The 13,705-nt window shown below is 59.1% G+C and carries 13 protein-coding genes and 1 tRNA gene; 9 read left to right on the plus strand and 5 right to left on the minus strand.

Annotated features, from left to right (window positions below; genetic code table 11):
* The first annotated feature begins 319 nt into the window (after positions 1-319).
* The 8 genes from QTI51_RS37310 to QTI51_RS37345 all read left to right on the plus strand — a co-directional run bounded on the left by QTI51_RS37310 (position 320) and on the right by QTI51_RS37345 (position 7,562).
* Complete coding sequence (locus QTI51_RS37310; RefSeq protein WP_286517773.1) at positions 320-1,543, plus strand: ABC-three component system protein; 1,224 nt, start codon at positions 320-322, stop codon at positions 1,541-1,543.
* Entirely contained in the window at positions 1,540-2,028 is a 489-nt protein-coding gene (locus QTI51_RS37315) for a three component ABC system middle component (protein ID WP_286517772.1), read from the plus strand. The genes QTI51_RS37310 and QTI51_RS37315 overlap by 4 nt, the downstream gene beginning before the upstream one ends.
* Positions 2,025-3,986 carry a DUF3732 domain-containing protein gene (locus QTI51_RS37320; protein WP_286517770.1) on the plus strand — a complete coding sequence of 654 codons (1,962 nt, stop codon included), beginning with the start codon at positions 2,025-2,027 and terminating at the stop codon, positions 3,984-3,986. Before QTI51_RS37315 ends, QTI51_RS37320 begins: the two co-directional genes overlap by 4 nt.
* Positions 3,983-4,480 carry a peptide arginase family protein gene (locus QTI51_RS37325; protein WP_286517768.1) on the plus strand — a complete coding sequence of 166 codons (498 nt, stop codon included), beginning with the start codon at positions 3,983-3,985 and terminating at the stop codon, positions 4,478-4,480. Before QTI51_RS37320 ends, QTI51_RS37325 begins: the two co-directional genes overlap by 4 nt.
* 61 nt (positions 4,481-4,541) lie before the next feature.
* Complete coding sequence (tnpA, locus tag QTI51_RS37330) at positions 4,542-4,931, plus strand: IS66-like element accessory protein TnpA (protein WP_286517893.1); 390 nt, start codon at positions 4,542-4,544, stop codon at positions 4,929-4,931.
* Positions 4,928-5,266: an IS66 family insertion sequence element accessory protein TnpB gene (tnpB, locus tag QTI51_RS37335; RefSeq protein WP_237677819.1), complete on the plus strand. Its 339-nt coding sequence runs from the start codon at positions 4,928-4,930 to the stop codon at positions 5,264-5,266. The genes tnpA and tnpB overlap by 4 nt, the downstream gene beginning before the upstream one ends.
* Positions 5,267-5,625: 359 nt before the next feature.
* A complete protein-coding gene (gene tnpC, locus QTI51_RS37340) occupies positions 5,626-7,062 on the plus strand; it encodes an IS66 family transposase (protein WP_503011588.1) in 1,437 nt (478 codons plus the stop codon).
* A complete protein-coding gene (locus tag QTI51_RS37345; protein WP_286517761.1) occupies positions 7,059-7,562 on the plus strand; it encodes a hypothetical protein in 504 nt (167 codons plus the stop codon). The genes tnpC and QTI51_RS37345 overlap by 4 nt, the downstream gene beginning before the upstream one ends.
* A 373-nt stretch (positions 7,563-7,935) precedes the next feature.
* On the opposite strand, the gene QTI51_RS37350 is transcribed toward QTI51_RS37345, so the two are convergent.
* From QTI51_RS37350 to QTI51_RS37370, 5 genes are all read right to left on the minus strand, one after another.
* A complete protein-coding gene (locus QTI51_RS37350) occupies positions 7,936-8,742 on the minus strand; it encodes a hypothetical protein (RefSeq protein ID WP_286517759.1) in 807 nt (268 codons plus the stop codon).
* Positions 8,735-9,391: a hypothetical protein gene (locus tag QTI51_RS37355; protein WP_286517756.1), complete on the minus strand. Its 657-nt coding sequence runs from the start codon at positions 9,389-9,391 to the stop codon at positions 8,735-8,737. The genes QTI51_RS37350 and QTI51_RS37355 overlap by 8 nt, the downstream gene beginning before the upstream one ends.
* A 30-nt stretch (positions 9,392-9,421) precedes the next feature.
* Complete coding sequence (locus tag QTI51_RS37360; RefSeq protein ID WP_286517755.1) at positions 9,422-10,504, minus strand: DUF3800 domain-containing protein; 1,083 nt, start codon at positions 10,502-10,504, stop codon at positions 9,422-9,424.
* Positions 10,505-10,844: 340 nt separating this feature from the next.
* The gene (locus tag QTI51_RS37365) at positions 10,845-11,912 is read right to left on the minus strand and encodes a hypothetical protein (protein ID WP_286517752.1); all 1,068 of its coding nucleotides are present in this window, start codon (positions 11,910-11,912) and stop codon (positions 10,845-10,847) included.
* Positions 11,913-12,586: 674 nt separating this feature from the next.
* Positions 12,587-12,716, minus strand: a tRNA-Met gene (locus QTI51_RS37370).
* An 80-nt stretch (positions 12,717-12,796) separates the two neighbouring features.
* On the opposite strand from QTI51_RS37370, the gene QTI51_RS37375 reads away from it, so the two are divergent.
* Positions 12,797-13,681, plus strand: coding sequence for an integrase family protein (locus QTI51_RS37375; RefSeq protein WP_286517750.1), 885 nt, complete (start codon positions 12,797-12,799; stop codon positions 13,679-13,681).
* The last annotated feature ends 24 nt before the right edge of the window (positions 13,682-13,705 follow it).

The following is a 13,705-nucleotide window of genomic DNA, read 5'->3' on the forward strand; positions in this document are numbered from 1 at the left end:
CATCCAGCGACATGCCGCGCCATGGCTGTCGTGCCAACGTGCCATGCGCTTTCCAAGTGCGTTCGTTGACGCCCGCTGCTCACTATGGCCCTCCCGGCTCGCCGGGACGACGTGAAGACCTTGGTCTGAGCTTCCCATGCTTCGCAGAGCGCGGCGGTGAGCACCGGGCACGACCAAGAATGCATCTTTTTGTTACCATTCGAGCAAGATGCAGCCAACCGTACTCAAGCATCGAAGTCCAAGCTGCTGCGGACGGGGCTAGAGATCACCGCGGGGCAATTCAGCTGACAGACAAGAATCGAGATGGGGGGACTTGCGCATGGCACCGGCTTCCAATGATCAGTACTCTGCCGGCGAGCAAGGCCTGGGGTACATCTATCAACCTCGCTTTGCTCTGCTCCGACTTTTGCAGTTGCCGGAAAATACATCGATCCTGATTGAGAAGGACGATGACCTCGACTTCATCGATCAGAATGGCGTCAAGACTTTAGCCTCGCTCAAACATAAAGGGATTGGTGATCGTCTGACGGATCTGTCCACAGACTTCTGGAAGTCCGTCCGAATCTGGCTCGCGCGCTACAACCGTGACGGACGCAGCGAATCAAGTCTGCGTTTTTTCCTGTTTTCGACGGGTACTGTTTCCAGCACATCATTCCTGCGGCGCTTCTTACTTGACCCGCCCGAGGAAGACGATCAGGTCACGCCACTGTCACAGATTGCGGCGGATGTCCTTGCCAAATCCGAAGCAAAACTCGTCGGTAAAATCGCCGTCGAGTTTCATATGCTCAACGACGATGAGAAGCAAGATTTTCTCTCGCGCATCGTGATATTTGATGGGGCGCCTCGCATTGAGGATGTGCCTTCGATCATCAAGAGCCAACACATGCGCAGCATCCGGCGCGACAACCGTGACGCCATCTTCGAGCGTCTCGAAGGTTGGTGGAACGACACCATCACCAATTTACTGGTCGGCAGGCGCGCAGACGCCATCTTCGGCTACGAACTCTCAGACAAACTTTCCGCGTTTTCGGAGGAGTACCAGTCCGACAACCTCCCAATCACATTCAGAGGGAAGGTGCCCGCTGGAGAAATCGACGCAGACAACGATCCACGACTTTTCGTTGTGCAGTTGCGAGAAATCGGCATCGCCTCCAACCGCATACGCAACGCCATCTTGGACTACTACCGGGCTTTCGAGCAGCGGTCTTCCTGGGCTCGCGAAAGCCTTCTGGTTTCCGGAGAAATGGAAGAGTACGAAGACCGCCTCATTGATGAATGGAGTCGCTACCGGGACGTGGTCTTCGAAGAACTCGATGAGGAAAGCGCCGACGCCGTTCTTCTAGAAGCGGGTAAGGCGCTGTATCGATGGGTAGATCTCGAGAGCGGCGACAGCAGCACGCTCCGCATCCGAGAACGGGTGACCGAGCCCTACGTCGTGCGTGGAGGATTTCATATTCTTGCGAACAATCGTCCGCGTCCAAGGGTGTACTGGCATCCTCGCTTCCTCGACCGTGTCAGTCGGCTTCTGGGGGCCACGGAATGAAGCGATGGGATCAACGGCCATTCGAAGTCAGGAATCTCTTCAATCCTGCCTTCTGCGGCCTGGTGCTCTTCAGGGCGTTGCAGGGCTACGAGGAAGAGAATCCGGACGGCATGCCGTTTTCTCTTGCATTGCTTGTGTTGCCGCTTTGTCTGCAGAAGGACTCTCGTCAAGTAATTGCGGGTAGTCCTCGCAGCTATCTTCTGAAAACTGTCGAGAAGAATCCTCAGTTGCTGATCGGCTTCGCCGATCGCGTCAGCGACCTACTGCCATTTGGGCTCGAAGCCTTCGGCGTGCTGATGGAGCGGGGTTGCTTTGTCGTGTCGCCGGACGGCCGATTGAAGACAGTGCCCGACCGAGTCCGAAAGTCCGTGACAGGGACCGACGAATCCGTCTCCTGCCAGCGCGTCGCACGCATCGTTGGAAAAGAATTCGCCCGCATCGCGGACCGCGTGACGGTGTACACGACCTTTGGAATACGCCCATGAAGATCAAGTCGATTCATATCTACAGCCACGACGGACAGCGCCGAGACCTTCAGTTCAAGACCGATGGTCTGAACGTCATCACTGGTCGCTCGTCCACCGGGAAGTCGGCTCTCTCCGAGATCATCGAATATTGCATGGGGCGCTCGACCTTCAACGTACCGGAAGGCATCATTCGCGACAAGGTGGCGTGGTTCGCTGTGATCTATCAGTTTCCTCAAGAGCAGGTACTGATTGCGAAACCCACGCCAACGGCCGGCGGTACAAGCTGCGGCATCGCCATGGAGCGACGGGGAATTCAACTGGCAGCCCCTGACTTCAAGGACCTAGTGGTCAACACCGATGATGAGGCGGTGGTCGCCCTGCTGTCGCGGTTGCTTGGCATCCCGGAAAACCGCACCGATGTCGCGATCGATCAGAGTCGAGAGAGCTACAACGCAAACGTCAAGCACACGCACTACTACCTGTTCCAAAAGCAAGGTATCGTCGCCAACAAGGATCAGCTCTTCTACCGACAGAACGAGGCATTTCAACCGCAGGCAATCCGTGACACGCTGCCGATTCTCCTTGGCATATCCTCCAATGATCGCTACGAGTGGGAAGCGAAATTGCGCGCTGCACAGCGAGACCTGAAGCTCAATGCGAAGCTCCTGGAACAAGCCCGTGACGCCATCGATACATCCCAGCAGAAAGGCATCGGTCTTTTCTCCGAGGCCAAGACGGTCGGCATCATTGCGCTGGAAGATCAACAGGCCGGGCCCGATGGCGTGATCGATGCCTTGCGCACTGCGTTGCAATGGAAACCAGCCTCGATTCCCGAGGATGACGGCCACAGGATATCTCGGCTCGAAGAAAACATTGGCCAGCTACGCAAGGACCGACGTGAGGTTCAATCGAAGATCGATGCCGCCCGCCAGTTCTCGAAGCAGGCTGGTGGGTTTGAAAGCGAGGCCTTGGAGCAGAAAGACCGGCTCGCTTCAGTCAAGGCTCTGCCCAAGAACCCCGAGACAGGTGAATGGCAGTGGCCATTCTGCGAAGCGAATCTGGCCCTTGAATCCCCCGTCGCGAAAGTGCTCCTCAACGAGCTAGCAACGCTGGACGCGGAGATGAGCATCGTTGCGGGGCAGCGCCCCAAATTGGAGGCGTACCTGGCTGAACAAGATAATAAGGTGCGAGAGATAGTCGATGCGATTAAAAGCAAGGAGGCGGAGCTCTCTGCAGCGATCTCGGCAAATGAAGTGATTGCACAAATGGGAACGCGCAACAATGCGGCGGCACGGGTTGTAGGTCGCATCAGCTTGTTCCTGGAAAACCTCGTTCCCAATGCAGAACTGACCTTGCGCGAGGCAGAGCACCGTCGCCTGAAGTTCAAGGTCGAGGAACTGGAAAAGAAGGTTGGTGCCGACGACAGTCACGAACGACTAATCTCCATCTTGAGCAACATCTCGGCACAGGTGTCTCGGTACATTCAGACCTTCGAGGCAGAGTTCAGCCCGTATCCTGCACGGCTTGATCTGAACCAGCTCACGATCGTCTTTGATCGTCCGGACCGCCCGGTTCCGATGAGTCGAACCGGTGGTGGTGAAAATTATCTGGCCTACCACCTCTCCGCATTGTTGGCGCTGCATCTGTTCGCCTCGAAGAACAACTGCCCGATTCCCAAGTTCATGCTCATCGATCAGCCAACTCAGGTCTACTTCCCCTCGGAGAAGGTCTATCAAGAGGCCGATGGATCTATCCAAAAGACTGAGGCGGATGCCGATCTGGCTGCGGTACGTCGGTTGTTCGAACTGCTACTGAAGTTCACGCAGGTTGATGTCCCCGGCTTTCAGCTCATCGTGACCGAACACGCGAACCTTCGAAATCAATGGTTCCAGGACGCTTTGGTCGAACAGCCTTGGACTAAGCCTCCCGCGCTGGTACCGGAAGACTGGCCTCTGCAGCCAGGTTCATCGTCATGACGACGAGAATAGGCATCAATATTGAATCATTGAAGCGGGACGACGACTACTTCGTCGATCTGGGTCAATCCGTGTGGTTGATGGACAACCACAAATGGGCACTCTACGTCTGGGAGATTTTCCGCCAGCAGGCGGGAGGCGGCCGCTTCACGCTCGCACATGCCGACTACCACTGGGACGGCGGCTATGACTTTCACTGCGACGCCGAGCAGGAGAGAGAACTGATCGCCGCGGACATGCAGCGCCTGCGTGCTTTCATCGAGGAAGACGAGTGGATCAGATACGACTCCTTCATCGCGCCCGCCGTGGCGCGGGGTATGTTCGATGCACTGCACTTCTACTGCCTGCAGGGCGACGAGTGGGATGTCGCCATCGACGAGGAACTCAGGAAATCAACAGAAACGGACCAAGTCATCCACGAGACGCCCGAGTCCCTGGCTTCCCTGGAGGCAATTTCCCCACTGATCTGTGAGCGTCCAGTCCTCCCATCTTGAGTTTCGGAAAGAGGTATAGGAGTCTCGAATCCACTTAACTCTAGGTGGATTCGTGAACACTATGCCTGCAGCTTTTGAGGGTGGCCGTCGTCGGCGCCGCCACAGCGAGGAGTTCAAGGCGGATGCGGTGGCGGCCTGCACCCAGCCTGGCATGTCGATGGCCGCAGTGGCGATGGCCCATGGCATCAACGCCAATCTGCTCCGGCGATGGGTGCACGAGGCGCAGATGAAGCCAGCGAGCGACGCCGTGCGCGCGGAGGTCGATGATGGAGCCAAGGCGCAAGAGCGCAAGACCGTCTTCGTCCCGGTCAGCTTGCCGGCACCGGCACCATCTGCGCAGGCGCCAGACATTCGCATCGAGCTGCGGCGTGGACCAACGACGGTCACGGTGACTTGGCCGGGCGGTGCGGCCAGCGAGTGCGCGGCCTGGATGCGCGAGTTGCTTCGATGATCCGCATCGACGCGATGTGGCTGGCGGCAGACCCCATCGACATGCGTGCCGGCGCCGAGCGCCTGTTGGCGCGCGTCGTGCAAGTCTTCGGCGCAGCGCAGGCGCACCATGGCTACCTGTTCGCGAACGCCCGCGGCACGCGCGTCAAGCTGCTGGTGCACGACGGCTTCGGCGTGTGGTGCGCGGCGCGCCGGCTCAACGCGGGGCGCTTCGTCTGGCCCAGCACCACCGATGCGACGCCTTTGCTGTCGCTCACACCTGCGCAGTTCGACGCGTTGGTCTTGGGCCTGCCGTGGCAGCGCCTTCCAGAGCTGAGCGTCATTACGCGAGCCTGAGTCCCAGACACAACCGCCCTCGCATGCGTGACAGTGGATGTGCCGATGGCATCATCGCCGTGCACTGCCATCATTAACGCATGCTTGGCGTGCGTGGTCTTCCTGTAGCGAATCCTTCGGGAATGTCCGCCGAGACAGCAGCGCTGGTTGGTTGTTTACTCCAGCGTCTGCAAGACCAGGAGCAGCAGCTGGCCGAGCATGGCCGTGTCCTTGCGCAACGCGACCAGGCACTTGTCGAGCGCGACGCGCTGCTGCAGCGCAAGGACCGCGAGATCGCTCTGCGCGAGGCCAAGATCGAGAAGATCACCTTCGAGCTGGCCAGGCTCAAGCGCTGGAAGTTCGGCGCCAAGTCCGAGGCCATGAATGCCGAGCAGCGCCGCCTGTTCGAGGAGACGCTGGCCGAGGACGAAGCGGGCCTTCGCGAGCAGCTCGAGCGGCTTCGGCGTGAAGCCGCCGCGGCCGCAGCCGGCGCGGCTGCCTCGGACACAACGACCAACGCGCCCCCGCGCCGGCCGCGCCGCAACCCGTTCCCGGATCACTTGCGCCGTGTGGAACACCACCACGAGCCCGAGCGCACCGACTGCCTGGAGCCCGGCTGCGGGCGCCCGATGACACGCATCGGCCAGGAGGTCAGCGAGCGCTTGGACATCGTGCCGGCCGAGTTCTTCGTGCACCGTCACATCTACGGCAAGTGGGCCTGCCGCTGCTGCCAGGTGCTGCGCCAGGCGCCCAGCGTGGCAGAAGTCATCGAGGGCGGTATCGCTGCCAGCGGCTTCGTCGCGCACACGCTGATCAGCCGCTTCGTGGACCACATGCCGTACTACCGGCAAGCGACCATCAACGCCCGCAGCGGCGTGCACACACCGCGCTCGACGCTGGCGTCCATCACCGGCCAGGCCGGTGCGGCGCTGGAGCCGCTGCACGAGGCGCACAGGCGCTTCATCCTCAGCTGCGCGGTGCTGCACGCCGATGAGACCCCCGTGGCCCTGCTGGACCCGGGCGCGGGCAAGACGCGACGAGCCTACGTCTGGGCCTACGCCAGAAGCTGGCATGACAAAGTGCCTGGTGTGATCTACGAGTTCTGCCCGGGACGCGGGGCGCAGTACCCGTTGGCATTCCTGGGAGGCCGAGAGAGACACGGCAGGCGATGGTCGGGCACATTGTTGACCGACCGCTACAGCGTCTACGAGACCGTGGTCGATCCGCGGCTGTATCCGGACCGCCTGGGCGCAGCCTGCGCCGCGCACGCGCGCCGCAACTTCGAAGAGTTGACGCACGACGGCACCAGCGTGGTGGGCCTGGAGGCGGTGCGTCGCTTCGCGCGCATCTACGGCGTCGAGGCGCAGCTCAAAGACCTCCGCGATGACGAGCGCCGGGCGCAACGTCAGCAGCTCGCCAAGCCGCTGTGGGAAGAGCTGCGGCAGTGGCTCCAACTGGAGCGCCGGCTGGTGGCCGACGGCGGCCCGACGGCCAAGGCCATCGACTACACCCTTGGGCACTGGACCGCGTTGACGCGGCACCTGGACGACGGTGCGGTCGCGCTGGACAACAACCACCTCGAGCGCCAGATCAAACCCTGGGCGATGGGCCGCAAGGCATGGATGTTCGTGGGCAGTGAACTGGCTGGCCAGCGCGCGGCCATCGTGATGAGCCTGGTGCAGTCGGCGCGCCTGAACGGCCATGACCCCTGGGCCTACATGCGCGACGTGCTGCAGCGCCTGCCGACGCAGCGCGCCAGCCAGATCGAGGACTTGCTGCCGCACCGATGGCAGCCAGCGTGCGGCGCGGCACCATGACCTTGCTCACGCAGGCCGTGATGGTGCGGGCGAACATCGACGTCGACCGCATGAGCGCACAACAGAAGGTTGAGCTGGCTGACGAAATCTACGCTCAGCAGCCGAATCTCCTACCCTCTATCCTCGTGTTGCCTCGGTATGGTGTGGACATGCTGCAGCTTGAGGTGCCGATCCACGTTCTGCTGGTCGCCTTCCAGGCCATGAAGCACTGCGGGCACACCTTGCCGACGATCTCTGAAGACGTTCAGGAGACCTGCTTGCGGCGGCTGACGGCGACGATGCAGTTCACCGAGGGCGTGCCGCAAGACCTCGTCGCGCAGATGATCACGAAGTCCTGCCTCGGCCACCCCGAGCGCTACCTGCTGGCGTTTGTGTACGGCTATCTCGGCCAGCACGATCTGCTGCGCGTGCGAACTGACGCCGAGAAGTTCTTGTTGCTGGCCGCCCTAAACCTAGTTGAGTGCGTTGCTTACGTCGGAGCACAGCTGCAGTCCAAGTGACCCGCGTGCGGCTGGTCAAGATGGTCGGACTGGACGCTCACACTGATCTTTGATCTCTGCCTCGACCTCTTCAACCGATCGGATCAGTTCCAAGAAGGCGATCTCTGGACGGACGAAGAAGTGCTGGGATTTCTCGACACAGTCCGGCCACTCATCACTGCGGCCTGTCTCGTGACCGTCTCCCTGTCATTCGACTGCTCCGGCACAGCGGAAGACACACGCCATCTTGCATCCCTGGTTCTCCCCAGGATACAAGCGTGGCGAACGAAAGCCTGACTATTGGTGGTCGTCCCTCGCCACCCGCTCCGGAGAACCGAGTTCGCAGATTCAGGCCAGCAGCAGGTCCATTGAGCCGCAGGCACTGCCGCACCCTTTACATGAATTTTCGAGCACCCTGATCGCTTACCTCGAACTCTCGCAAGAATTCCGCAAAGTGTTCAGCATTCACAATGAACACCGTACTCTCCCTGCTTCCAGCCACGGCACCGTTCTGATAATCGAGCAGCTCAGCAGGCGTAGATGCGTCCAGAAGCTGCTTACGGAAGCGCAGGAATGGCACTTCAGTGAAGCTTGCGCCTTCCAAGATGCCTTCGGCAAGGGATATCTTGGCTGGCTCAAAATGGGCGACCAACAATGGAGCCGTGGTCACGATGACATTGAAGTACATCCGAAACAGTCTCGACGATGGCGGGATATGAAGAGACCTCTCTTGCAGCGCGAGCGCCTCCGTCGATGCGACCACCTCGCTGGCGATACGCTCTAGCATCGGCCTTCGACCGTTGGCGTCCTGGTCTCGAATTGCACAGAACGAAGCTTCTGGAGTCTGCGGATCGACGCTGAAGTCCTCCCAGCCGAAGAACTTGAACGAGTTTCCTTGGCAGTGCGAAACCCAACCCTTGCAATGTGCACGGGAGCGGGCCGTGCCCTGGCTCGAAAGAAACAACCAGCTGGCATCGTAAACGCGCTTGCATTCCACGACCATCACTGCTGTGTCGTATTGATTCTGCACCACAAGATCAATAAACCCAGCCTGCGCATCGCTTTGACCGCGCCATGCATGCTCCGAGTAGCGCATGCGCCATCCACCGGGTGCCGTCGTTCTGACGAGATGCTCGAGAGCAATCTGCAACGGAAAGCCAGATTCATTGAGAACTCGTATGTGCGCATCCTTCTCAGCCATTCTGCGTTCCTTCCGAACTGGCATCCAGCGTTGGCGGGGCTCCACCGATCGTACGGCGAGCTTTCTCCCCCTGAATCCATGCCACATAGCTTTGCAAGCCTCTTCCGGCGTTACCGCCGCGCAGCGCATCACTTTTCAACAGTGCATCGCGATCCACTTCGTCGGTCGGATCAGCGTTTGCCTTGTTCCACCCCGAAAAGTCGACGATGACAAGCGCGGAGGATATCTCCAGATTTTCCGGCCAATGAGGATTCTCTAGGTTCGCGAAGTAGCCTCGACTGAGTAGGCTAGGGTGGTCCAACGCCGTATAGAACCTATGCCGCCAATACTCCTCCACTTCGGCATAGACGATTCGATAGGTCTCACTAGTGATGCGCTTCGCAATCTTTTTTTGTCTCAATAAATGACGAGCGGACGTCAACCAGTTCAGGCGGTCAGCCCGAGGGGGTATGTGCTCTCCCTGCTCAGTCAGGACGTCATAGGCCCACTGCAAGGACTTCTGAGCCTGCGCCAACAGTTCTTTATCGCTATCTCGAACTCTGTCCTCGCGTTGCTTCTGCAGATTGGTTCGATAGGCCAAGTACGCTATACCGATAGACACCAGTGTCAACGCACTGATGCTGAGTTTCAGTATCTCCATCCAGCTCATACCTGCAACCTCCATCGTCTTTGTTGATTGTCAAAACAGGAACCGATGAGGAACGACCTGGTTCATGCCGAATGCCGTGGACGCATCAGAACGTTTTCCCAACGCATGCATCACCTTGTTGATGTCTGGATGAATTTTTTCCGGATTGCGTTGCCTGTCGCGAAAAAAACGCATCACCGTCCCTGCGATCACATCGGCAACCTGAATTCCTATGGATTCGTGTGATGCCGAAAATTCAAGCGTTGCCTGCTCGTGAAACATGTAGTCGGCAGAGGGCGTAAACACCTCCAATCCAGCATCCTTTATTTTTTCCGCCGACTGCTTCGCATCGCGCAGAATTTCCTCAACCTCCAGTTGCTGGTCGTGCACAAGGCGCACCCCCTTAAGCTTTCGCCCGCGAAATAGATTGATCCTTGCGTAGATGTTCGTGAACGACGAAAGGTTGGGGAGCATCCAAACTTGCTTGTTGAATTTGTTTCGATCAGGTGGGGGAAGAAATCGAAGATAGGCGTTCACGTCCGACTCGCGCATCTTGACGTACTGTATGCCCGCTTCCATTACCATCCGGCGCACCCCCTCCCCCATCTCCGGGTTCTTCTTGGATGCCTCTGCCGCAAACACCAGTTGACTTCCGAATGCGCTCATCAACGAATGATCTGAGGGGTCGACGCAAGCCTGCACGAACTGGTTGAGGACGTGTTCCGAAACTTCGTCATACAGAAAATCGACGGCACCATTTTTCAGGAAATGCAGCTCGGGGCCGTCGGGAAACCCCATCACCGGGGGTAGCAGCTGGTTCGTCACCAGGTTCATGCAGATGAAGAATCGCTTGTCAACGACCTCGACGAACAGCGGAAACTCTGCATCGAGAACTTCGGCTAACACCTCTGCAACAAAGACAGGTTGACTCTGCAGCGACTTCGATTTGAGTTCACCCGTCGGTATCTTGTGCCGAGCTCTCAAGGCTTCGATTTTCCGCAGAAGCGGCACCTCATCCTCGAAGCCCAGTGCCGCCAATACAAAGAAGGGCTGATCAAGGAAGTCGTAGGCCACGCCCGATTTGATGAGATCGCCGCTATGGCCGCTCTCGTCGAGGAAAAAAGAAGGCGGCATCGCGGGCTCCCTCAGAAATGCAGTTGTCCGTCGGAGCGCAGCAGCGAGAACCAACGTTTCATCTTCGTCTCCCGTGTAGCGAACGAACCTTCAGCAAGATAGTGGGCTTCGGCATGTCAATTGCTTCATCGACCGAGAGTCGGCACTGGTAGTTTCGCCTCGCAGCCCCTGATCTTGTTGTCGATGTAAAACAAGCCGAACGCCAGCACGTCCGTTGCCAAGAGACTGAGCCCACGGGCTCGCATGCTCTGCTCACGCACATTCCCACCATACCGACACCGGATGGGGAACAACATTCGCCCATCTTTGCAGCAGATCTGCCGGTTCGCGGACAAAGCGCTCACTCGAGCCCCGCCTCCACGGTTGCCCGATGATTTCGGTAATCATCCATCGCAGCTTTGCTCGTGGCCGTCAGATCGATGTCAGGAAATTTTCGACGCACAGCTTGAAGCAACGAAGGAAACGCCACGGCGAGCTTGTCGCGCGCCCCGCTGACCGCAGCCCATGCCTTTTCCGCCCGCTTCGCGGAGGTGAGCGTCTTGTCGAACACATAGCGCGTCAAATCGGGCGTGTGGTGGTAATGGTCATCATGCGCCAACGCCTCGCGATACGCTTCGCGAAACTCCGTCGCCAGTTGGCGCAGCTCGTCGTCGTAAAGCGCGAAAGCGCTGCTTTCCATGACGCCCCACACGCCCAGCCACATGTGGTGTCCGCTGTCGGTGATCACCTTTGGCAGGTAGACCATGAACTGGTCGATCGTGTCGATGTCGAACTGGCTAAGCAGCCATAGAAGCTGCTTGCGGTCGTGCTCTCGCCGCAGTTGCTCGAGGCTCATCGTCGCAGTGGGCCTCGCGGGGTCGTCTTTGATGACCTGGAAAATGCCCGCTGCGAGCCTATTTGCAAGCGCCTTCCGGGCTTTGCTCTTGGCGTCCGGGACCGCCTCGTCCTCGACGACACTTGAAAAGGCCAGCGCGCGATGCCTATCAAAGTCAAATGGTAGGTCTTTGATATTCGCGACTCCGGTATCGAACACCATCACGATCCGATCCCACCCTACATGCGCGGCAGCAAAACCCAACTCGAAAGCAACGTTCGGATTCGGCGCTCGACGGCTTTTTGCCTTGGGATTGATGATCGTCACATCGGACACCACCATGTCGGCCGCCTTGATCTTGTCCATGATGCTCACCGGAATATTGGGCGAACCCGTCTTGCCACGGGTCGCTTCGTCGACAAGAACCTCATAGTCCGGGAGCTTTTGCATCACCTGCTTGGCAGCGAGCTCCAACGATGCATTGACAAAGCTGCGAGTAGACGCGTTGTCAGATTTCCAAGAGTTGAAGACGACAAACTTCTTCTTCGCAGGTTCTGTCGAGTCGCTTGGTTGCGCCGCCGTCTCTTTTGTCATGATGCCTCCTCACACCAATTCTAAGGACGAGTTCCTGCGCGCCGGCTAGGAACACAGCTCGTACCGCGTGGCCTCAGAGCGCTTGGAAATGCTGCGGAAGATTGGCCCCGTAGGTCCTGTCAGTGGATACAGGTCCTCCAGGATAGCAATGGCTTGGCGAGGGAGCGGCACAAGGTGCGCCAGCGTGCGGCTGTCACACCTCTTCCACTCCCTCAGCTTCATCTTTTCAGAGGGGCAGCGCCAGAGTTGGCGCTCAAGACTAATGTCCTCCGAATGCGCGAGCCGCAGCTGCCCGGACCGCTGGAATAGCAGGGGAGAAAGCTGCATGGCTGCGCGAGTGATGACGTTGCCCTTGTAGGCGTGGATATCGCGCAGTAGCCGTACAAGTTGATGTGGATCAGTGACCGCGGCGTAGCGGCGGGCGCGCGGCGGCGGGAGCCCACCGGTCCGGCTGTTTACGGAGTTCTTGGAGGACTCGAGCGCCCCCACGTCGACGGCGTACTGCCTGCGACACCCGCCGGCACTACCGACTTCAGACGCCATGGTGATTGCGCCGCTCAGCCCCTGAAACCCCCTTACATCCTCCGTTACATCGAAAGACAGAAGAAGCCTAAGAAAAAGAGCTTGCTACCAAATTGGTAGCAAGCTCTTCAATAGCTGTAGGCTCTTTTTTATGGTAGGCCGTGATGGGCTTGAACCATCGACCAACGGATTATGAGTCCGACAGACAGAAAATATGATGGCATACGGTTGGATAGGTAAACTCAGGCGGAAACGGGAATTTCCCCTCTAGAAGCCTCACCTGTCCCGAGTCCAAGATATGGCCGCATACGCCTAAATTGGTTTGATCCGGCTACATGGTGGCTACACGGCAAGGAACAGCCATGGCCCGCCCCCCGCGCAATCAAGCACTCGACCTCTCCGAAGCCATCGACCTCACCACTGGGGCAATCGAGCGGCTGACGTGCCCCCCTGGCAAGCAACAGGCATTTCTGCGCGACAGCAAGGCACCCGGCCTGCGCGTGCGTGTCACTGCCAACGGCGCCAAGTCATTCGTATTCGAGGCCAAGCTAGACCGGCAGACAATCCGGCGCACGATTGGGGATGTGCGAGCCTGGCGCATTGATGCCGCTCGAGCTGAAGCCTTCCGCCACCGTGTCGCCATGGACGGCGGGAACGATCCGCGCGAGATTGCCCGCCAGCGCGAAGGAGCCAAGGCCGCAGCAGCAGTGCAGGCGGTGAAAGATGCTGTGACCGTGGGGGATGCATGGACTGTTTATCTACAGGCCCGCAAACCCAAGTGGGGGGTACGTCACTACGCCGACCATGAAAAGCTCGCCCAGGAGGGCGGCAAGGTGCTCAATCGGGGCACCCGCGGCACCGGACAGACGAGGCCCGGCCCAATCTATCCATTGCTCGCAAGGAAGCTGGCAGACCTCACGCCGGAGGCGATAGAAGCATGGTCCGCGCAGCAGGGGCAGGAGCGCAAGACCTACGGCCGGCTTGCATGGCGCTGTCTAAAGGCGTTCATTACCTGGTGCAGTGAGGAAGCCGACTACAAGGCAATCGTCATCCCAGATGCAGCCAAGACCCGCAAGACCAGAGACGCATTCGGCAAGGCGGGCAGCAAGAAAGACGTCCTCTTGCGAGAACAGATGGCCGCATGGTTCGCTGCAGTGCGTGCCCTCCCCTCCCCTGTCACGGCGGCCTACCTGCAGACGCTACTGCTCATCGGCTCCCGGCGCGGTGAACTGCTGGCTCTAAAGTAGACCGATATAGATGAGCGGTGGAAG

This window comes from Variovorax sp. J22G73 (assembly GCF_030317035.1).
Classification (GTDB): domain Bacteria; phylum Pseudomonadota; class Gammaproteobacteria; order Burkholderiales; family Burkholderiaceae_C; genus Variovorax.

Bases quoted from the DNA above. Each gene is read 5' to 3' on its own strand.
- QTI51_RS37355 (WP_286517756.1), bottom strand. From the start codon at position 9,391: ATGAGCTGGATGGAGATACTGAAACTCAGCATCAGTGCGTTGACACTG.
- QTI51_RS37350 (WP_286517759.1), bottom strand. From the start codon at position 8,742: ATGGCTGAGAAGGATGCGCACATACGAGTTCTCAATGAATCTGGCTTT.
- QTI51_RS37315 (WP_286517772.1), top strand. From the start codon at position 1,540: ATGAAGCGATGGGATCAACGGCCATTCGAAGTCAGGAATCTCTTCAAT.
- QTI51_RS37325 (WP_286517768.1), top strand. From the start codon at position 3,983: ATGACGACGAGAATAGGCATCAATATTGAATCATTGAAGCGGGACGAC.
- tnpB (WP_237677819.1), top strand. From the start codon at position 4,928: ATGATCCGCATCGACGCGATGTGGCTGGCGGCAGACCCCATCGACATG.
- QTI51_RS37375 (WP_286517750.1), top strand. From the start codon at position 12,797: ATGGCCCGCCCCCCGCGCAATCAAGCACTCGACCTCTCCGAAGCCATC.
- QTI51_RS37310 (WP_286517773.1), top strand. From the start codon at position 320: ATGGCACCGGCTTCCAATGATCAGTACTCTGCCGGCGAGCAAGGCCTG.
- QTI51_RS37360 (WP_286517755.1), bottom strand. From the start codon at position 10,504: ATGCCGCCTTCTTTTTTCCTCGACGAGAGCGGCCATAGCGGCGATCTC.
- QTI51_RS37365 (WP_286517752.1), bottom strand. From the start codon at position 11,912: ATGACAAAAGAGACGGCGGCGCAACCAAGCGACTCGACAGAACCTGCG.
- QTI51_RS37320 (WP_286517770.1), top strand. From the start codon at position 2,025: ATGAAGATCAAGTCGATTCATATCTACAGCCACGACGGACAGCGCCGA.
- QTI51_RS37345 (WP_286517761.1), top strand. From the start codon at position 7,059: ATGACCTTGCTCACGCAGGCCGTGATGGTGCGGGCGAACATCGACGTC.
- tnpC (WP_503011588.1), top strand. From the start codon at position 5,626: ATGAATGCCGAGCAGCGCCGCCTGTTCGAGGAGACGCTGGCCGAGGAC.
- tnpA (WP_286517893.1), top strand. From the start codon at position 4,542: ATGCCTGCAGCTTTTGAGGGTGGCCGTCGTCGGCGCCGCCACAGCGAG.